This window comes from Rhizobium gallicum bv. gallicum R602sp, from assembly GCF_000816845.1.
GTDB lineage: Bacteria > Pseudomonadota > Alphaproteobacteria > Rhizobiales > Rhizobiaceae > Rhizobium > Rhizobium gallicum.
In genome coordinates, this window is record NZ_CP006877.1 from 4045790 (window position 1) to 4064894 (window position 19105).

The window sequence follows — 19105 nt, forward strand, 5'->3', positions numbered from 1 at the left end:
CTCCCTCCGGCGATTGATTGGGCCGCAATCACTGCGCGGCGAGCTCCATCACCTTGACTTGCGTTGCTTCGTCGCGATTGAGAAAACCAGTCACGCGTCCTTCATGCATGACCATGATGCGGTCACTCATGCCGAGCACTTCCGGCATCTCCGACGAGATCATGATGACCGCGACGCCGTTTCGGGCCATCTCCGTCACGAGTTTGTGGATTTCCGCCTTGGCGCCGACATCGATACCGCGCGTCGGCTCATCGAGAATGAGGATGCGCGGGTTGGTCAGCAGCCAGCGCCCAATCAGCACCTTTTGCTGGTTGCCTCCCGACAGGTTCTCGACGCGTTCATCGAGGTTCGGCGTCTTGACGCGCAGCCTGCGCGCCATGTCCTCGCATGTCGCTTCTATCGCGCCTTCCTGCACGAAGCCGCCCTTGACGAATTTGTCCTGCAGGACGGCAATCTGCATGTTCTCGAGCACGTTGAGGATCAGCAGGCAGCCCGTATCTTTCCGGTCCTCCGTGAGGAACGCCATGTGATTCCTGATCGCCACCGTCGGCGAGCTGATATCGACCTTCTTGCCGAAAAGCTCGATCGTGCCGGAGCTTGCCGGCGTTACGCCGAACAGCGTCTCGGCAACGTTCGAACGGCCAGAGCCCACGAGGCCTGCAACACCGAGGATTTCGCCCGCGCGTACGTCGAAGGAAACCTCATGGAAGACATTGTCGAGACTGAGATTCTTGGCCGACAGCACCACGTCGCCGATCGGAACTACTTCCTTCGGGAACATCTGCGTGATCTCGCGGCCGACCATCATCCGGATGATGTCGTTGCGCGTCACATCGGTCGATGCATGCGTGCCGATATATTTGCCGTCACGAAACACCGAAAACTCATCGGCAATCTCGAACAGCTCGTTCATCTTGTGGGTGATGTAGACGATCCCGATACCCTGCACCTTCAGACCGCGGATGATCTCAAAGAGATGCGCCACTTCGCGCTCGGTAAGCGCCGAAGTCGGTTCGTCCATGATGAGCACGTCGGAATTATAGGAAACCGCCTTGGCGATCTCGACCATCTGACGGCTTGCGACCGAGAGGTGCCGAACCTCGATGTCAGGATCGATGGTTATGTTGAGCCTATGGAAAAGCTCTTCGGTCATCCGGTACATTTCCCCATGGTCGACGAAGCCGAACCGGTTCTTGGGCTCGCGGCGGATCCAGATGTTTTCAGCAACTGTCATGAAAGGCATCAGGTTCAGTTCCTGATGGATCATGGCGATGCCGTTTTCCAGCGCATCGAGCGGCGATTTGAGGCGGATCTCCATGCCCTTCAGGTGCACGTCGCCCTTGTCCGGCGTATAGATGCCGGCCAATATCTTCATCAATGTCGACTTGCCGGCGCCGTTCTCCCCCATCAGCGCATGCACGGAGCCGCGCTTCAGCCGGAACTGCACATCATCGAGTGCGACAACACCGGGAAATTCCTTGCGGATGCCTTCGGCACTCAGGAGATATTCCGCGTTCGGAATCGCTCCGCTTGCACGAACAGCGGCCATAGTGGAAGGGCTGACAGCCATCTCATCTCCTCTCCGGATATCCGACGACGGACGAAGCGGATGCGAGCCGGCTTGGCCCGCATCCGCAATTTCTTCGCCTCAGTTCTTGGCAACGAAGTCCTTGACGTTTTCCGGCGTGACGAGCTGGAAGGGAATATAGACCTTCTTCTCGACCTTTTCGCCCTTGGCGAGCTTCAGAGCCGCATCAAGCGAGCCCTTGCCCTGACCTGCAGCGTCCTGGAACACCGTCACGTCGAGGTCGCCGGCCTGCATGGCGGCGAGCGCATCCTGTGTGGCATCGACGCCGCCGATGACGATCTTGCTAAGATCCTTGCCGGCAGCCTTGAGCGCCTGAATCGCACCGATTGCCATTTCGTCGTTGTTCGAGATGACGGCATCGAATTCTATGCCGCTGGAGAGCCAGTTGGTCATCAGATCCGAACCCTGGGTGCGGGACCAGTTGGCCGTCTGCTCTTCGACGATCTCGATGCCTTTGCATTCGTCGGTCGCGACGACGTCATGGACGTCCTTGGTACGCATGCGGGCAGCCTGGTTGGAAAGCTCGCCCATCATGACGACAGCCTTGCCCTTGCCACCGAGAAGGCGGCAGACTTCCTTCGTTTCCAGCGTGCCGGACTCCTGTTCATTGGAAGCGACGAAGGCCTGCTTGTCCGGAAGCGTATCGACATTCACCGGCTCGCGGTTCACGTAGACGAGCGGAATTCCGGCATCGGCAGCGATTTTCGACATGGCGGTGGTGGCATCGGTATCGACCGGATTAACGATGATGGCGTCGACCTTGGATGCGATGAAATTCTGGATCTGGCTCTGCTGCTTGGCGACGTCGTTCTGGGCGTCTTCAACCTGCAGCGTTACGCCATCCAGCGTCTTGGCGTAATCCTGCATGCCGTTGCGCAGAACGGTCAGGAAGTTGTCATCGAAAAGCGCCATGGAAACGCCGACGGTTTCCGCGTGAGCCGCCGTCGACATGACGAGCGCCATCGCAGTGCCCAGGATAAACTTTCTCATTTTATTTCCTCCACAAAGCGGTGTCCGGCTGCACCCTCCTCACGCCGGAACTTTGGGCGCTGCCCAAAAGTCGTATTACGTCACGCTGCCACTCCCGTTCCGCAGTTTCCGTCAAAACGGAACAAACAAACCGTAAAATTTGTTTCGCGGAATATTCATTCCATTTTCCACAGGCGGCGTCAACTCTTTTTAAGGAAGTGAAGACCGAAAGCCGCACTGGAAATATGAAGCTATGGGCGCGCAGGCCGATGAAATCGTTACAGCGCGCGCCTAAATGTGCGGACGCAACGATAAAAACCGCTGCCCGACGAAAAATCCCCAAGGAGAAGCCATGTCCACTTCCATGTACCGCCTGACCGTTCCGATGTTTCAGCGCGGGCTTACGACACTCAAAAACTACCTCGAAAAGGCCGAGGCTTACGCAAAGGAAAAAGGGATTGATCCGAATGAACTGGTCGCTGCCAGGCTTGCGCCCGATATGCTGCCGCTATCGGGCCAATATCAACGCGCGAGTGACAGCGCCAAGCTTGCAGTCGCCCGCCTGACCGCGACCGAAGCGCCGAAATTCGAGGACAGCGAAACGACGATCGCCGAACTGCGCGAGCGCATCGGAAAGACCGAAGCCTATCTCGCGACGATTGCGCCGCAAGCGCTCGAAGGCACAGAAACGAATGAAGTGACGATCGCGCCCGGCGGCAACAAGATGACCTTCCGCGGCGACGAATATGTCGCGACCTTCGCACTGCCGAACTTTTATTTTCACGTCGCGACGGCACACGCGATCCTGCGCAATCAGGGCGTGCCGGTCGGCAAGATTGATTATCTTGGCCGCTTCTCCTGACTAATCAGGGCCGGCGCGTGACCGGCCCTTCTTTCGTCAGTTCCGTATAGGCGAGCGTCTGGTCGAGATGCCGCGCTCGCAGCGATAACAGCCTCTCGGCGAACTCCAGGCGCGTCGCCGCGTAGGCTGGATCGGGAGCGAGATTGTTGAGCTCCATCGGGTCGGCCTTCAGATCGAAGAGCAGCGGCGGCAGGGCGGCAAAATGCACATATTTGAACCACTCGTCCCGGATGACCGCGAGATTGCACTGGTTCGATTTCAGGCCGAAGTGGCGCTCCGCTTCGCCATTGGCAATGTCGCGGAAATCAAATTCCCAGAATGCCGCCTCCCGCCAGTCGATCGCATCTTTATGATCGATGAACGAGCGCAATGAGCGGCCGTCGACATGGTTGGCCGTCTCGACGCCCAAGCTGTCGCAAAGCGTTGGAAAGATATCGGCCGCACTCGTGAAGCGCTGGACCACATGACCTCTCGCCGCCGCTCTCGGGTCGCGGATGACCAGGGGAATGTGATAGCTGCCATCAAAAAAGCCGCCTTTTCCAAGCGTCCAGTGATCGCCCATCATCTCGGCATGGTCGGAGGTGAAGATGACGATCGTATCCTCCCACACGCCGGCATCCTTCAGCGCCTGCCAGATCCGGCCGAGCTGCGCATCCACCTCGGCAATCATCCCGTAATAGATCGCCCGGATCGCCGAGAAATCCCGGGCTCCCCAGTCGCTGACCGAACCCTCGGCGCCATATATGAAGCTGCCCTTGTCATTCTTCGGCATCGAATAGCCAAGATAAGGATGCAGCGCCTCTTCGATCTCACGGCTTTTCCCTCGAGAAAACTCCGGTCCGTCGTCCGGTTTGAACATCCTGCCGAAGGGCTCAGGCACCGAAAATGGCGGATGTGGCCGCAGGAAGGAAACGTGGGCAAACCACGAGGCATCCTGTTCGCCGAGCCAGCGAATGAATTCGCCGGCAAGAAACGCAGTCTGCGTTTCTTGCCTGGAGTAAGCGGTCGGTTCCGACGAAATTTCGCCGCGGGCGGCACCGGGCGGAACATGGAAGTCCCGGCTGACTGCATCGCGATGCCCGCGTGAGCGCAACCACGAAAGCCACTGCTTCTCATGCTCGGGCAGGAGCTGGCGCGCGGTAAATCCTGGCAGCAGACCTTCGTAGGTCTCAAGGTGCGGGTCGTTCCGATCAAGTTCGCGCGGGTCAGGCGCAGTATCCGTATAGCCGAACAAGGCCGGGTCATAGCCGGCACGCCTTGCCGCCAGCGCCAGATTGTCGAAGCGGCGGTCGAGCGGCGAGCCGTTCCGGCAAACCCGGTGGTTCATCTGGTAAAGGCCGGTATAAAGCGTCGCCCGCGCCGGAGAACAGGGTGCCGCGCCGGCGAAGTGATTGCGAAAAAGCACACCCTCCCTCGCCAGCGCGTCGACATTCGGCGTCCTGACACAGGCGTGGCCGGCGACCGAAAGGCAATCACCGCGCCATTGATCCGCGGTGATGAGTAGGACGTTCGGCCGCGTCATGAAAGCCGCCTCAGTGATTGGATCTGGAATGCCAGTTCCAGGCCGACTGGATGATCTGCGAAAGATCATATTGCGGTGCCCAGCCAAGCACATCGCGAGCCTTGTCGTTATTGGCAACCAGCGTGTGCGAATCGCCCTCCCGGCGCCCGATATATTCGACGGGGAAAGGGCGCTTTGACACATCTTCGATCGCCCCGAGCAGTTCCTTCACGGTCGTGCCCGTCCCCGTACCGAGGTTTAGCGCAACGGAATCGCCGCCCTTCAACAGATATTCGACGGCGCGCACATGCGCATCCGCCAGATCGAGCACGTGGATATAGTCCCGCACGCAGGTGCCATCGCGTGTATCGTAGTCGCTGCCGAAGACCTTGAAACCCTGCCGGCGCCCGAGTGCCGCATCGATCGCAAGCGGAATGGCATGGGTTTCGGGCTGATGCCACTCGCCTATCCGTCCTTCGAAATCCGCGCCCGCCGCATTGAAATACCGCAGGATTACGGATCGGAGACCCTTGTACTGGTCGTAATCGGCGAGCGCCTGCTCGACGATATACTTCGTCCGCCCGTAGGGATTGATCGGCACCTGCCGGTGCGTCTCGTCAAGCGGCACGCTCTGCGGCAGCCCGTATGTCGCGCAGGTGGATGAGAAGACGAAAGCCTTGATGCCTGCGGCCTGCGCGGCCGAAAGCAGAGTCAGCGTCCCGATGACATTGTTCTCGTAGAAGGAAACAGGATCCTTCACCGATTCGCCGACTTCGATCAGCGCTGCAAAATGCAAGATCGCCGACGGCTTGTGCTTGGCCAGCACCTCCTCGAGCCGGGAACGATCACGAATATCGCCCTCCTCGGCGGGTCCCCACCTGACAAACTCGCGATGACCATTCGAGAAATTGTCGAAGACGACGGGTTTGTAACCCTTGTTCGCCAGATCGAGGCACGTATGAGAGCCGATATAGCCGGCTCCGCCGACCACGAGAACAGTTTCACCTGCCATTTTTCACCTTTGTTGCCGCATCGGATATGAGAAGACTTAGAGGAGATCGACGGCAAGAAAAAGAAGGAATCCGCAAAACGTGCTGCAGCGCACCATGGCGATGTCCGCAAAAGCTCTGCGGCACCGGACAAACGGCGCCGGAAAAATTCTGGTCGGGCAGCGCTACACACTCTCATCGCCGAGGAAGCAAAAGCGGGAGGCGCTGTCAGTTTTCGCCGCTTGCTCGTTCGAGTTCCGTCAGACGCTCCTTACACGCGGTCTCGACGAGCCGGTAATGTGTTCCCTCCGCTCAAGTAGCCAGCCTAACGCGTCCTCGGTGATATCGAAGTGCTTCAAATAGCGTGCTTTCACATAGGCTTCGTTGAGGATGTTGTACCAGGCGCTATGGCGGTGCTGGTCGCGCGGCCATGCCTCGACGAGCCGACGGTCCTGATCTTCGGCCAGCCCCCGCAGGAATTTTAGATTGTGCGATGGTGGGCTGTAATTGGTTAGGATGAGAAGCAGGCAAGAGTAGGCAGTTTCAACGGCCTGGTGGCGCAAAACGCCGCCTACTATCGCGGATCAGCCAGAATCCTCACCTTCTTTTCCGGTTCACGCCACAGCTCACAGCGGTGCCCCTGGACGGCCTACACTGTGCCTCATATGCGCGATGATTGGCGAGCCAGGACCTATTCGCGGCTAGTGCCTTTAATTACCTCGATCGCCTCCAGTTCGGTGAGCATCGAGATCCGGCGAAGAGTATTTAAAATGTGTGAAAAAAAGACGCATGTTCATATACAATCAACTGCCCGGGCATTGCGGGCGCCAGTGATGATGGCGCGCTCGTTCCGATCGATCGTCTGCATCCCTTTCTTCTGAGTGACGGATATCGGTTGTCGCACCGTCGTTCGGCTCCGCGTCACACGCATGACTTCCCGATCAGGAAGTTTCTCGCGGTCTGAGGCGCAGGCTTCCCTATCGGTAAGTTTTTGGGGATTTTCGAGTTTTCTTCCTGTATGGTAAGCCGAACTCTGTTCAGGAGAATTGTCATGATCCGTTCTGCCTCGGAATTCGGAGCGTTGGTCCGGGAACGCAGGAAAACGCTCGGATGGACCCAAATTCAGCTTGCGGAACGATGCGGCACCGGTGAACGCTTCATCGTCGACCTGGAGAACGGCAAGCCGAGTTGCCATCTCGAAAAGGCTTTGATCGCGGCCCGGACGGTCGGTCTGGATCTCGGCGACCTGAAGTCAATGACGCCCTCTGCTGCTTCAAGCCCGGATGACGATCTCGGATATCTCCCACGCTTCTCCTGATCAGGTGCCGCCTTGACCACCATCTACTACGAGAACTGGCCCGTCGCGTATCTCACCGATGATGATGGCCTCTCGCTTGCATATGATGCCGAGTGGGAAAAACGGCAGTCCGCCTTTCCGCTATCGCTCACCATGCCGTTGCGCGAAGGCAGTCACGGACCTGAAAAGGTCATGCCATGGCTCGCCAATCTTCTGCCGGAGGCACACCTTTCCGAGATCGGTCAGCAACTGAAGGTCTCGCCGCAGGATGTCCTCGGCCTGCTCATGCGCGTTGGGCGTGATACCGCAGGTGCGTTCTCGATCGGGGAGCCCCGTCGAGACGGAAACAATTTCCGAGTCGTCGATGATGCGGAAGCGCTCGAGCGCATCATCAATGAACTGCCGGAACGGCCGTTCCTGATCGGCGAGAGAGGCGTCTCGATGTCCCTTGCTGGCGTGCAGGACAAGCTGCCCGTCTTCATCAACGCGGACGGCAGGATCGCCATTCCGCTGGACGGTACCCCATCGACCCATATCCTGAAACCCGACATCAGGCGTCTTGCGGGTAGTGTCACGAACGAAGCCTTCTGCATGACCCTCGCCAGGCTTTGCGGTCTCGAGGCCGCAGAGGTGACGACCGGTCGGGCAGGAGAGCGGGATTATCTCCTTGTCAGACGCTATGACCGGATCGCAGATGTGCAAGGCATCGTTCGCCGGATACACCAAGAAGACTTCTGCCAGCTGCTGGGGCTCTTCCCTGCGGAGAAATACGAGCAGACCGGTCTCGGACGGCGCATTGGCGCATCCCTCCCGCAGATGTTCGAGGCGCTCGCGCGCCTTGTCTCGCCGGCAGAACGCCTTCGACTGCTCGACGCGGTGATCTTCAACGTCCTGATCTGCAATTCGGATTCGCATGCCAAGAACTATTCGGTGCTCATCGGCGCATCCGGTACCGCGAGACTTGCGCCCCTCTACGATCTGATGTGTGCGGCACCCTACCGTCAGATCGACCAGTCCCTGCCGCAGAGACTGGGGACCAGGCGGAATGCGGATGAGCTTCATGGAAAGGACTGGCGTCAGTTCGCCTCCGATACAGGCCTCAGTCCCGCTATGGTCACGCGACGCGTGGAGGAGCTCGCCGGGCTAGTCGCGTCCAGGGCGAATGAGGCGCTGACGCAGGTGCTTTCCTATCCGGTTTCGGACAGGGAATCCGGGTCCAGCCTTGCCTTCCTTGTCAAGAAACGATGCGGACGGATCGAACGCCAGATTCGCGGCTGAACAGACGGCGGCACAAGAAATACAATATTGATGTGCCGAAAATCGCTCGGCAAAAAATTTTCAGAAATTCCACCGGGCAACGCTCCGCATGACCCCGTGTTTATTCCTTGCACGGCCCTGGCCAAAAGCATGTGTAATTGGGCGCTCGCTCCCACAAGGGTAAGCTCCCACTACAATCCCGGCTTTGCCGCGATGAAGGGAAACGACGATGTTTTATGCTGCTTTGGACGTTCTCGTTGCGATCAGTGGCGATTTGCATTGTGGACCGGAACGGGAAGGTTCGGCTTGAGCGGTCCCATCCGACGTGCCTCGTTCGGTGCCTGCGCGAGTTTGGCGAACTGATCCACCAGGGCTGGAAGCCGGCACGCTCACTCAACATCTGACCTGTGGTTTGATGGAGGCCGGTTTTTGATGTTGTTTGCATGGAGGCTCGCCAGGTCAATGCCGCTCATTTCGCCATGCGCAATAAGACTGACTAAAACGATGCTCGTGGCATCGCCCAACTGCTGTTGTCGCCCTGAATGCTACCGGCGTATATGGTTCTTAACGACGGAAATCTTGGAAAAATGGATGGCACCGAAAACGACGCTGAACGCCAAAAACCTGGAAGTGCTGGGCGCCGAGAGGCTCGCCGAGTTGCTGATCGAGATCAGCACGGGCAGCGCCGCGACCAAACGCCGGCTGCGGATCGAGCTCGCCGGAACGCAGAGCAGCGCTGAAGTTGCAAGGGAAGTAACAAAGCGGCTTTCATCGATCGAGCGCTCCCGCTCCATGATCAACTGGCGCCGGGTGAAGGCCTTGAAGAGCGATCTGGAGACGCAGCGGCACGTGATCGTTGATACGATCGCCCGCAGCGATCCGGACGAGGCCCTGGAGGTGATGTGGCGCTTCATGAGCCTAGCGCGTTCGATTTTCGAGCGATGCGACGATGGCAACGGCACGATCATGAATATGTTTCATCAGGCCTGCATTGATCTGGGCACGATAGCGAGCGCGGCAAGACCGGACCCGCGCCTGCTCGGCGAACAAACCTTCCGCGCGCTGCAGGACAATGGCTACGGACAGTATGATCGCCTGATCGAGAACCTGTCGCCGGCGCTGGGTACGGAAGGCCTCGACCGGCTGAAGTCGTTGTTCGACGATTGGGCAAAAGCGCCGGTCGATGCGCCGACTGAGGCAGGCCTTGTCGTGATCGGTTGGGCAAACAGTGGCCTGGTTTGCGAAGACGAAATCAACCTCCGCCATCGCGACAGAACCATCAGGTCAGCATTGGAGCAGATCGCCGACGCCCAGGGCGACGTTGATTCATTCATCGCGCAGCAGAGCGAGCAGGCGAGATCCGTGCCGGTGATTGCAGCAGAAATCGCCCAGCGTCTGCTGAAGGCGGGCCGGGCCGGAGAGGCATGGGATGCCATCAATCGCGTTGAGATGAAAGGCCGACAACCCCCCTTCGAGTGGGAAAAGGCCCACCTCGATGTGCTTGAAGCTCTGAAGCGGAGGGACGAAGCGCAGGCATTTCGTTGGCAGTGCTTTGAACAATCGCTGAACGAGCGGCACCTGCGAGCTTTTCTGAAGCGCCTACCCGATTTCGAGGATCTCGAAGCAGAGGAAAACGCCTTCGATTGTGTGAGCCGCTTCTCGGACGTCCATCAGGCGCTCGCCTTCCTGCTGTCATGGCCGGCGCTCGACAAGGCAGCGACGCTCGTTCGCGCGCGTGCAGCCGAACTTGATGGCGATCACTACGAGCTGTTGACACCGGCGTCCGAGCATCTGCAGGAGAAGTATCCGTTGGCAGCGACCATCGTCCTGCGGGCTATGATCGACTTTACGCTCGATCGAGCGAAATCCAGTCGCTATCGCTTTGCCGCGCGACATCTCGTTGAATGTGAACGACTGTCGACGAAGATTGGCGACTTCGACACTTTTACGTCACATCCCGCCTATGTTGCAGATCTGAAGGTTAAGCACGCGAAGAAGACCGGATTCTGGACGGCCGCAGGACAGTGACGAAGGATCGTCTGCATCGGCACCGGCCAGGCGCCCTCTTAGTCTTCTGGTTGTCGCCAGGTGATCTCCAGCCGATGTTGAAGATCACGCGTAGGACACCCCCCGGGATTGAGCCAAGGACTATCCGGCGCATCAAAGCTTTTTGGCGAAAGCCTGGGCTCCATTTAGCGCGCCGATAAAGGCGGCAGAAACCCTGAAACGAAAGTCAGAAAATCCAAATCTCCCAGATTCCAATGCGTATGGAATAAGGAAGCGTGCGACTTATTGTCGAGCCGCTAGCCTTTGTAGAACCCGAGATGGCTGCCTCGCATAAAGAGTGATGGTATTCAGAGCCGCCAAAGAGAAGGATCGCTTTCTCGGCAAAATCCCAGGTAACGAAACACGCTAGAATAAAAGCAGCGGCGACGTATATCATTACATTCTTACATTCGAAGACACTTAAAGAAGCGTTAAGCACGGCCTCGGCCCGCTCGTCGGGCATGAGGCGTCGCTGAACATACATGTGCAGGGAAAAGGAGAATAGAAATGCGAATGATGCTCAAGGTTTCGCTTCCCGTTGACAAGGGAAACGCAGCAATCAAAGATGGCAGCCTCGTCACCAAGATTCAATCCATCCTTGCTGATCTCAAACCCGAAGCGGCCTACTTCACTGAATTCGATGGAAAAAGAACGGGCCTGATTTTCTTCGACATGACGGACACGTCGGAGATTCCGGCCGTTGCCGAGCCATGGTTCCTTGCGTTTGATGCCAGTGTTGAGATCAAGGCGGTCATGAACCGCGATGACCTGGCGAAGTCCCGGCCCGGGATTGAGAGGGCAGTCGAGAGCTTCGGCTGAATCGCATCACAGCGGCTGCATAGAGGCTCGCTAAAACGGGAGCGCGGTCGGCGTGCCCGTGTGAGGGTCGTGATCGCGCCTCTGCAGTATCGCATTCAGAGCCCAGGGAAATATGATTATCTAACTGGAATTCAAAGAAATCTGGCGGAGAGGGGGGGATTCGAACCCCCGATGCCCTTGCAGGCATGCCGCATTTCGAGTGCGGTGCATTCAACCACTCTGCCACCTCTCCGCGGTGCTGGTTGGCGCTTGTTTCGCGCGGGCTGTCTCATAGCGATCAAAAGGCAGGCTGGCAAGACGAAATTGTAAAGCTTTTCATCCTTTTGCCTTGACAGCTTTTTGACACTCGCGTATCTCGCTCACGCAATAGGCATGGAGAAGTCCGTGCCTTGCCAGCCTCGCGTCCGCGCGGGGTTTCACCGGCAGACAGAGTTCCGGGCGAACGCCCTGAAATCCCTGCTTAACTTCGACTGATAAGAAGACAGCCACCCGCGGTTTGCGGGGAGAGCTGGATCGAACATGAAAGGATAAAAAATGTTCGCAGTCATCAAGACCGGCGGTAAGCAGTACCGTGTGGCAGCCAACGACGTGCTGACCATCGAGAAGCTTGAAGCCACCGCTGGCGACTCCATCGAATTTACCGAAGTCCTCGTAATCGGCGAAGGCGCCGACGCTGCGATTGGTGCTCCCTTCGTCAAGGGCGCTTCCGTCAAGGCCGAAGTGGTCGAGCACAACCGCGGCAAGAAGGTCATCGCCTTCAAGAAGCGCCGCCGTCAGAACTCGAAGCGTTCGCGCGGCCATCGCCAGCATCACACGGTCGTCCGCATCACGGACATCGTGGCTGCCAAGTAAGATCACGGGACTAAAGGTTTAAAGGAGAACTCCAATGGCACACAAAAAAGCTGGCGGTTCGTCGCGTAACGGTCGTGATTCCGAATCTAAGCGCCTTGGCGTGAAGAAGTTCGGCGGCGAAGCCGTCATCGCAGGCAACATTATCGTGCGTCAGCGCGGTACGCAGTGGCATCCGGGCGCCAATGTCGGCCTCGGGAAGGACCACACCATTTTTGCGCTTACGGCAGGCAATGTGGACTACCGAACGAAGGCCAATGGTCGCGTGTACGTGTCTGTAATGCCGAAAGCGGAAGCAGCGGAATAAGCCGGTAGCGCTCAAAAACAGCCGGCGTCTCATCGACCCGGCTGGCCGTACCAGGTTCAGTCCAGAAAACAGGGGAGATGGGGCGCCATCTCCCCTTTTTCTTTGTCCATAAGGAGGACTGAACATGCAAGGCGAACTGATAAGGGTTGACCAATCAAGGTCACCCCAAGAACGGCTGAGGCCTGAGCGGTTAAGGACCGATTGCCCTGTCTTGTTATCGGAAAGGCTCGTCATGCGCGCGCCCCACGAGGAAGACATTGACGCCCTTTCCCATCTCGCCAACAACGCCAAAGTCGCCACAATGGTATCGCGTATGCCGCACCCATATACCGCCAATGATGCAGCCGACTTCGTGCGTCGGACGAAGAATGGCGAGATTGGTAAGTGCGTCTATGCCATCACCAAAGCTGAAAACGGCGCCTTCATGGGGTGCTGCGGAGTTGAGCCGCATGCAGACGGGCGTACCGTCGAAATCGGCTATTGGCTCGGTGAACCCTACTGGAACCAAGGCTATACGACCGAAGCATGCCACGCTCTGGTCGATATGGTCTTCCGCACGCGCGAAAACGTCGATCAGATCGACGCCCGTTGCCGGGTGATGAACATCGCATCGCGGCGGGTCATCCAGAAGTGCGGCTTCCAGTTCCAAGGCTCAGGCCTTGCCGCGTCTCTGGCGCTCGGCAGCAACGTGCCCGTGGAATGGTACCGGCTCGACCGGAAGACCTGGATGTCGCTCAGAAGTTGGGGGCACCTGTGATGAGCGCCGCCCTCTTGCAGCGACCCAAGGGCGAGCAAGTGACGCCCGGCCCCGTGCCGGTCGTCACCACGCCCCGGCTGACGCTCCGCCCGCACAGGCTGGCCGATGCGAATGCGATTGCGGAATCGCTGTCCGACTTCGCAATCACCCGCATGCTTGCCCGCGTGCCCGCGCCCTATGACAGGCAGGACGCGCTTGATTGGCTGGTTCCCGTGACGTCCGGCAGTCTGCCGGATTGGCACTTGGCGGTCACCGATGGCGACGACACGCATATCGGCGTCGTCTCGGTCGAACTCCGCCACGGCCGCTGGCACCTTGGCTACTGGCTCAACCGCTACTTTTGGCGGCGCGGCTATATGAGCGAGGCTGTCGCAGCCGTGCTGGAGCGCTTTTCCCGGCGGATGCCGGAAAGCGCTGTTCATTCGGGCGTGTTCGCGGACAATCCAGCCTCGCTGAGATTGCAGGAGAAGCTCGGTTTCCGGATGACGGGATGCGCGGAGATCTACAGCTTCGCCCGAAACACCATGGTATCGCACGTCGAAACCGTGCTTCAGCCCGGCGCCCTGCAGATCACGAAGGCTGCCTGATCAGACAAAGACACCGCAGCCCGCGCTGCGGTGTTTTCCTATCCGCCGATCTCGATCCAGACGGGGAAATGGTCGGAGCCCATCGAAGCTGTGTCCACATGAGCAGATTTCAAGCGGCCATGCAGGCCGCAACTGACAAAGCAGTAATCGAGATGCATTCGCCTGCCGTGATTTTCCGGGTCCATCCAGCTATAGCTTGCGGGCGCGTAGGCTTCGAGAGCGGCCAGCGCATCGACAGGTGTTCCGATGCGCGGCACGCGGCCGTAGTATCCGTCCCTCGTCCCGGCAAACGAGCAATATTCCGGCGATTCCGGCACCATGTTGAAATCACCCAAGATGACGTAGTCTTCCGGAAGCGGCAGATCCGCAATCTCGAATTCGCCGGCACCCGTCAGGCAACCGCCCTCGAACGGGAACGCATTGATGCGCTCGTTCAAATAGGCGAGCTGGCGGATACGCTCGTCGGGCGAAACGTGATCGAGATGAACGGAATAGACGCGAAACGCGCCTTCCGGCGTATCGATGACGGCCTCGCTCGCCCCACGCTGCAGATTGATTTTCGAAACTGTGCGGCTGCGGGGCAAAAGCAGGGTGCGCGCCGACAGGATCGGCCAACGCGAAAGGATCATGTTGCCGAACTGGAAGCGCGTGCCGCGCGGCGGAAAGCCTTCTTCACCGACGTCGACATGCAGATCGCAGGCCGGGCCATAGACCCAGAAATGGTTGGGAAAAAAGGCCGCGAGATCGGCCGCCATGTCAGAAAAATCGTTTCGCGCGAACCCTCTGGTCACCTCCTGAAGCGCGATGATATCCGCGCCATCGAGGCTGTCCGCAATACGGCCAAGATCATAAATCCCATCAAGACCGAAGCCGTACTGTATGTTATAGCTCGCAAACTTCACGATAATCTTTGACCTTAGCTTGAACCGCCTATATCGAAAGCGGCAGGATGGGGCGCGTAAAAAGCCACCGATGATGGAAGTAAAATGAAATTTCTCGACGAAGCAAAGGTCTATATCCGGTCGGGTGACGGCGGCGCAGGCAGCGTCTCGTTCCGGCGCGAGAAATTCATCGAGTTCGGCGGGCCGGACGGCGGCGACGGTGGGCGCGGCGGCGATGTCTGGGTTGAAGCCGTCAACGGGCTTAATACGCTGATCGACTTCCGCTACCAGCAGCATTTCAAGGCCAAGATCGGCATGCACGGCATGGGCAAAAACCGCACCGGCGCCAATGGCGACGACGTGACGCTCAAGGTCCCGGTCGGAACGCAGGTGCTAGAAGAAGACCAGGAAACGCTGATCTGCGACCTGACGGAAGAAGGACAGCGCTTCCGGCTTGCCGCCGGCGGCAACGGCGGTTTTGGGAATGCGCATTTCAAGTCCTCGGTCAATCAGGCACCGGATTGGGCAAATCCCGGCCTGCCTGGCGAGGAAAAGACGATCTGGCTGCATCTGAAGCTTATTGCGGACGCCGGCCTCGTCGGTCTGCCCAATGCAGGAAAGTCGACTTTCCTAGCGGCAGTCACCCGCGCGCGGCCGAAGATCGCCAATTATCCCTTTACCACGCTGCATCCGAATCTCGGCGTGGCAACCATCGACGGACAGGAATTCATTCTCGCCGACATCCCGGGGCTGATCGAAGGCGCGCACGAGGGCGTCGGCATCGGCGACCGGTTCCTCGGCCATGTCGAGCGTACTCGCGTGCTGCTGCATCTGGTCTCGGCGCAGGAGGAAAAGGTCGGCAAAGCCTATACGACGGTGAAGAACGAGCTTGAGGCCTATGGCAACGAACTGACCGACAAAGTAGAAATCGTTGCGCTATCACAAATCGACGTGCTCGACGACGCGACGCTGAAGAAGAAGACGAAGGAGCTCGCCAAGGCTTGCGGCAAGACGCCGTTCCAGATTTCGGCCGCAACGGGTAAGGGCATGACCGAGGTTCTGCGAGCCCTGCGCGACATCATTGTCGAAGCGAATGCGGGCGGCGAGAAGCCGGCCAAAGCGCCGAAGCTGCGGCATCGCGACATGATCGCTGCCGACGAGGACAGAACGGATGACGACGCGTAAGCCGCTCGATCGCTACCGCCGGATCGTCATCAAGATCGGCTCAGCGCTCCTTGTTGACCGCAAGACCGGGCTCAGAAGCGCGTGGCTGGATAAAATGTGCGCCGATATCGCCGCACTGAAGGCAAGAGGCGCGGATGTGCTCGTCGTCTCCTCGGGCGCTATCGCGCTCGGCCGTTCTGTGCTGGATCTGCCTTCTGGTGCGCTGAAGCTGGAGGAAAGCCAGGCGGCCGCAGCCGTCGGCCAGATTTCGCTCGCGCGTGCCTGGTCGGAAAGCCTTTCGCGCGATGAGATCGTGGCGGGCCAAATCCTGCTGACGCTCGGCGATACCGAAGAACGCCGCCGTTATTTGAATGCCCGCGCAACGATCAACCAGTTGCTGAAGATCGGCGCCATTCCGATCATCAATGAGAACGACACCGTCGCGACAAGCGAGATCCGGTATGGTGACAATGATCGCCTCGCGGCCCGTGTCGCAACGATGACGGGCGCCGACCTGCTGATCCTTTTATCCGATATCGATGGGCTTTATACGGCGCCGCCGCACCTCGATCCGGAGGCGGAATTCCTCGAGACGATCGCCGAGATTACTCCGGAGATCGAAGCCATGGCAGGCGGTGCCGCTTCCGAGCTTTCGCGCGGCGGCATGCGCACGAAGATCGACGCCGGCAAGATCGCGACGACGTCGGGCTGCGCAATGATCATCGCTTCCGGCAAAACGGATAGCCCGCTATCGGCGATTTCGAACGGCGCACGCTCCTCCTGGTTCGCACCCTCCGGCACCCCGGTGACCGCGCGCAAGACTTGGATCGCAGGTCAGTTGCAGCCAGCCGGAGAACTGCATGTCGACGACGGCGCCGTTGCGGCGCTGGGTGCGGGCAAAAGCCTGCTTCCCGCCGGCGTTCGCAAGGTGATCGGTCTTTTTAGCCGAGGGGACACCGTGGCAATCATCGGCCCTTCTGGGCGCGAGATTGCCCGCGGCCTCGTCAGCTACGACGCAGAAGACGCCCGCCAGATCGTTGGCCGCAAATCAACGGAGATCGAAGCGATCCTTGGTTATCCCGGCCGTACCGCCATGATCCATCGCGACGATATGGTGATGACGTCACAGGTAAATTCGAAATCGGAACGACAGAAGAAGGACACGGCCCATGCTTGAGACCGTTGTGCACAGCCCTGACATTGACGCGCTGATGAACGACATCGGCCGCAAGGCCAAGGCTGCGGCACGACCGTTAGGCTTTGCGTCCACCGAGGCCAAGAACAAGGCGCTGAATGCGATGGCCGACGCGATCCTCGCAAGCAAGGAACACATCCTTGCCGAAAACGCCAAGGATCTGAAGGATGTCGCTGGCACCGATATGCTTGCCTCCTTCATCGACCGCTTGACACTAAATGACCAGCGCATCACCGAAATGGCCGAAGGCATCCGCGCCATTGCTGCGCTAAGAGATCCAGTCGGCGAAGTGATTACCGCCTGGGATCGGCCGAACGAACTGAAGATCGAGCGGGTCCGCACACCTCTCGGCGTCATCGGCGTGATCTTCGAAAGCCGACCGAATGTGACGGCAGATGCCGGTGCGCTTTGCCTGAAGGCAGGCAATGCTGTGATCCTGCGATGCGGTTCGGATTCGCGCCGTTCATCGCAGGCGATCCATGCCTGCCTCGTTGAAGGGCTGAAGGCAGCCGATCTTCCGGAGCATGCCATACAGCTTGTTCCGATTTCGGACCGTGCCGCCGTCGGCGCCATGCTGCGGGGCTTGGAAGGTGCAATCGACGTCATCGTGCCGCGCGGTGGCAAGAGCCTCGTCGCCCGCGTGCAGAACGAAGCCCGCGTGCCGGTTTTTGCCCACCTCGAAGGTCTTTGCCACATCTATGTAGACAAGTCTGCCGATATCGAAATGGCAAAGCGGATCATCGTCAACGCCAAGATGCGCCGCACAGGCATCTGCGGGGCCGTGGAGACCCTGCTTGTCGACGGCGCTGCAATCGGCACGCATCTGACACCGCTTCTTAAAGTGCTGGCCGAGGCCGGCTGTGAAATCCGCGCATCCGCCACAGTGTTGAAAGTTGCCCCGGGATTGAAGCCGGCGACCGAGGAGGATTGGTCGACCGAGTATCTCGATGCAGTCATTTCCGTTGCCGTCGTGGACGGCATTTCCGGCGCGATCGCACATATTCAAAAGTATTCCTCGAACCATACGGAAGCCGTGATCGCGGAAGATCCGGCCGTCGTCGAGCGATTCTTCACCGAGATCGATTCGGCCATCCTGCTGCATAACGCTTCCACGCAATTTGCCGACGGCGGCGAGTTTGGCATGGGTGCGGAAATCGGCATTGCGACGGGCAAGATGCATGCCCGCGGTCCTGTTGGTGTCGAGCAGCTTACCTCCTTCAAATACCGCGTGCGCGGCACCGGACAAACGCGGCCCTGACGTGACGACAGACGAAATAGATCGTCGCTACCTTCGCATGCCGCACACCGAGCGAGGCATGGTCGTCGGTCTTTTCGGCGGATCCTTTAATCCACCGCACCAAGGGCATGCGCTGGTTGCGGAAATCGCCATACGGCGCCTCGGCCTCGACCAACTCTGGTGGATGGTGACGCCTGGCAATCCGCTGAAGAATCGCAACCATCTTGCGCCGCTTGCCGAGCGGATCGCACTCAGCGAAGCGATCACAACCGATCCGCATATCAAGGTGACTGCATTCGAACAGGCATTCGGCGTCAGTTACACGGCAAATACACTCGCCAGGGTAAAGGCGCGCAATCCGAACATCCATTTCATCTGGATCATGGGTGCCGACAGCCTGCAAACCTTCCATAGATGGCAAAAGTGGCAAGAGATCGCGCGCACCTTCCCGATCGCCGTCATCGATCGCCCCGGGGCGACGCTTTCCTATCTCTCGTCAAAAATGGCAAAGACCTTCGATTTCGCCCGTATCGACGAGGACGATGCCCGCGTGCTCTGGAAAAAATCCGCCCCTGCCTGGACCTTTATTCATGGCCCGCGCTCGGCATTGAGTTCGACCGCTATTCGCAAAGCGGCTGAATAGCGGCAATTTCAGGAAGTTTGACAAATGAAAAGCCCGACGGGGGAGGATCCGTCGGGCTTTATAAACTTGATCGACAGCTGGGAGGAGGAGTGCTGCCGACCCATATCTAACGGCTTTGGGAGGAGGAGATCGCCGTTTCGATAAGTATGTTTTATCA

The 19105-nt window shown here is 58.9% G+C and carries 18 protein-coding genes, 1 tRNA gene and 1 pseudogene; 13 read left to right on the forward strand and 7 right to left on the reverse strand.

Translation table 11 applies throughout. The annotated features are described in order from the left end of the window. Positions 1 to 28: 28 nt before the first annotated feature. Complete coding sequence (locus RGR602_RS19720; RefSeq protein WP_039846488.1) at positions 29 to 1570, reverse strand: sugar ABC transporter ATP-binding protein; 1542 nt, start codon at positions 1568 to 1570, stop codon at positions 29 to 31. Between the two features lie 78 nt (positions 1571 to 1648). Continuing rightward, positions 1649 to 2578 (reverse strand): sugar ABC transporter substrate-binding protein, encoded by a 930-nt coding sequence (locus tag RGR602_RS19725; protein ID WP_039846489.1) that lies wholly within the window; start codon positions 2576 to 2578, stop codon positions 1649 to 1651. A gap of 331 nt (positions 2579 to 2909) precedes the next feature. On the opposite strand from RGR602_RS19725, the gene RGR602_RS19730 reads away from it, so the two are divergent. Continuing rightward, on the forward strand, positions 2910 to 3419 hold the full coding sequence (locus RGR602_RS19730; protein ID WP_039846490.1) for a DUF1993 domain-containing protein: 510 nt from the start codon (positions 2910 to 2912) through the stop codon (positions 3417 to 3419). Positions 3420 to 3423: 4 nt separating this feature from the next. On the opposite strand, the gene RGR602_RS19735 is transcribed toward RGR602_RS19730, so the two are convergent. The 3 genes and pseudogenes from RGR602_RS19735 to RGR602_RS38505 form a co-directional block, all read right to left on the reverse strand. After that, on the reverse strand, positions 3424 to 4941 hold the full coding sequence (locus tag RGR602_RS19735; RefSeq protein WP_052451624.1) for an alkaline phosphatase family protein: 1518 nt from the start codon (positions 4939 to 4941) through the stop codon (positions 3424 to 3426). 10 nt (positions 4942 to 4951) lie between these two features. Continuing rightward, a complete protein-coding gene (galE, locus tag RGR602_RS19740; protein ID WP_039846491.1) occupies positions 4952 to 5932 on the reverse strand; it encodes a UDP-glucose 4-epimerase GalE in 981 nt (326 codons plus the stop codon). A 205-nt stretch (positions 5933 to 6137) separates the two neighbouring features. Further along, positions 6138 to 6466: pseudogene (locus tag RGR602_RS38505) on the reverse strand (HEPN domain-containing protein); the annotation flags it as partial. Between the two features lie 494 nt (positions 6467 to 6960). Between RGR602_RS38505 and RGR602_RS19750 the strand changes: the two are divergent. The 4 genes from RGR602_RS19750 to RGR602_RS19770 all read left to right on the forward strand — a co-directional run bounded on the left by RGR602_RS19750 (position 6961) and on the right by RGR602_RS19770 (position 11328). Beyond that, on the forward strand, positions 6961 to 7227 hold the full coding sequence (locus RGR602_RS19750; RefSeq protein WP_039846493.1) for a helix-turn-helix transcriptional regulator: 267 nt from the start codon (positions 6961 to 6963) through the stop codon (positions 7225 to 7227). 12 nt (positions 7228 to 7239) lie between these two features. After that, the gene (locus RGR602_RS19755; RefSeq protein ID WP_039846494.1) at positions 7240 to 8484 is read left to right on the forward strand and encodes a type II toxin-antitoxin system HipA family toxin; all 1245 of its coding nucleotides are present in this window, start codon (positions 7240 to 7242) and stop codon (positions 8482 to 8484) included. Between the two features lie 570 nt (positions 8485 to 9054). Continuing rightward, complete coding sequence (locus RGR602_RS19760; RefSeq protein WP_039846495.1) at positions 9055 to 10491, forward strand: DUF6880 family protein; 1437 nt, start codon at positions 9055 to 9057, stop codon at positions 10489 to 10491. 525 nt (positions 10492 to 11016) lie between these two features. Continuing rightward, on the forward strand, positions 11017 to 11328 hold the full coding sequence (locus RGR602_RS19770; protein WP_039846497.1) for a hypothetical protein: 312 nt from the start codon (positions 11017 to 11019) through the stop codon (positions 11326 to 11328). A gap of 142 nt (positions 11329 to 11470) precedes the next feature. Here RGR602_RS19770 and RGR602_RS19775 read toward each other — a convergent pair. After that, positions 11471 to 11560 (reverse strand) — tRNA-Ser (locus RGR602_RS19775). Between the two features lie 302 nt (positions 11561 to 11862). Here RGR602_RS19775 and rplU point away from each other — a divergent pair. The 4 genes from rplU to RGR602_RS19795 all read left to right on the forward strand — a co-directional run bounded on the left by rplU (position 11863) and on the right by RGR602_RS19795 (position 13828). Further along, positions 11863 to 12180 carry a 50S ribosomal protein L21 gene (rplU, locus tag RGR602_RS19780; protein WP_039846498.1) on the forward strand — a complete coding sequence of 106 codons (318 nt, stop codon included), beginning with the start codon at positions 11863 to 11865 and terminating at the stop codon, positions 12178 to 12180. A 34-nt stretch (positions 12181 to 12214) separates the two neighbouring features. After that, positions 12215 to 12484 carry a 50S ribosomal protein L27 gene (gene rpmA / locus RGR602_RS19785; RefSeq protein ID WP_022717527.1) on the forward strand — a complete coding sequence of 90 codons (270 nt, stop codon included), beginning with the start codon at positions 12215 to 12217 and terminating at the stop codon, positions 12482 to 12484. A 124-nt stretch (positions 12485 to 12608) separates the two neighbouring features. Continuing rightward, on the forward strand, positions 12609 to 13241 hold the full coding sequence (locus RGR602_RS19790) for a GNAT family N-acetyltransferase (protein ID WP_039846499.1): 633 nt from the start codon (positions 12609 to 12611) through the stop codon (positions 13239 to 13241). Then, complete coding sequence (locus RGR602_RS19795; RefSeq protein ID WP_039846500.1) at positions 13241 to 13828, forward strand: GNAT family N-acetyltransferase; 588 nt, start codon at positions 13241 to 13243, stop codon at positions 13826 to 13828. The genes RGR602_RS19790 and RGR602_RS19795 overlap by 1 nt, the downstream gene beginning before the upstream one ends. Positions 13829 to 13866: 38 nt before the next feature. Here RGR602_RS19795 and RGR602_RS19800 read toward each other — a convergent pair whose 3' ends face one another. After that, the gene (locus tag RGR602_RS19800; RefSeq protein WP_039846501.1) at positions 13867 to 14730 is read right to left on the reverse strand and encodes an endonuclease/exonuclease/phosphatase family protein; all 864 of its coding nucleotides are present in this window, start codon (positions 14728 to 14730) and stop codon (positions 13867 to 13869) included. Between the two features lie 84 nt (positions 14731 to 14814). Between RGR602_RS19800 and obgE the strand changes: the two genes are divergently transcribed. From obgE to RGR602_RS19820, 4 genes are read left to right on the forward strand one after another with little or no spacing between them, the layout of a single operon-like run. Next, entirely contained in the window at positions 14815 to 15894 is a 1080-nt protein-coding gene (gene obgE, locus RGR602_RS19805) for a GTPase ObgE (RefSeq protein ID WP_039846502.1), read from the forward strand. Then, entirely contained in the window at positions 15881 to 17050 is a 1170-nt protein-coding gene (gene proB, locus RGR602_RS19810) for a glutamate 5-kinase (RefSeq protein ID WP_039846503.1), read from the forward strand. Before obgE ends, proB begins: the two co-directional genes overlap by 14 nt. Next, positions 17043 to 18326, forward strand: coding sequence for a glutamate-5-semialdehyde dehydrogenase (locus RGR602_RS19815; RefSeq protein WP_039846504.1), 1284 nt, complete (start codon positions 17043 to 17045; stop codon positions 18324 to 18326). Before proB ends, RGR602_RS19815 begins: the two co-directional genes overlap by 8 nt. 37 nt (positions 18327 to 18363) lie before the next feature. Continuing rightward, positions 18364 to 18948 carry a nicotinate-nucleotide adenylyltransferase gene (locus RGR602_RS19820; protein ID WP_223844030.1) on the forward strand — a complete coding sequence of 195 codons (585 nt, stop codon included), beginning with the start codon at positions 18364 to 18366 and terminating at the stop codon, positions 18946 to 18948. Positions 18949 to 19105 lie beyond the last annotated feature (157 nt).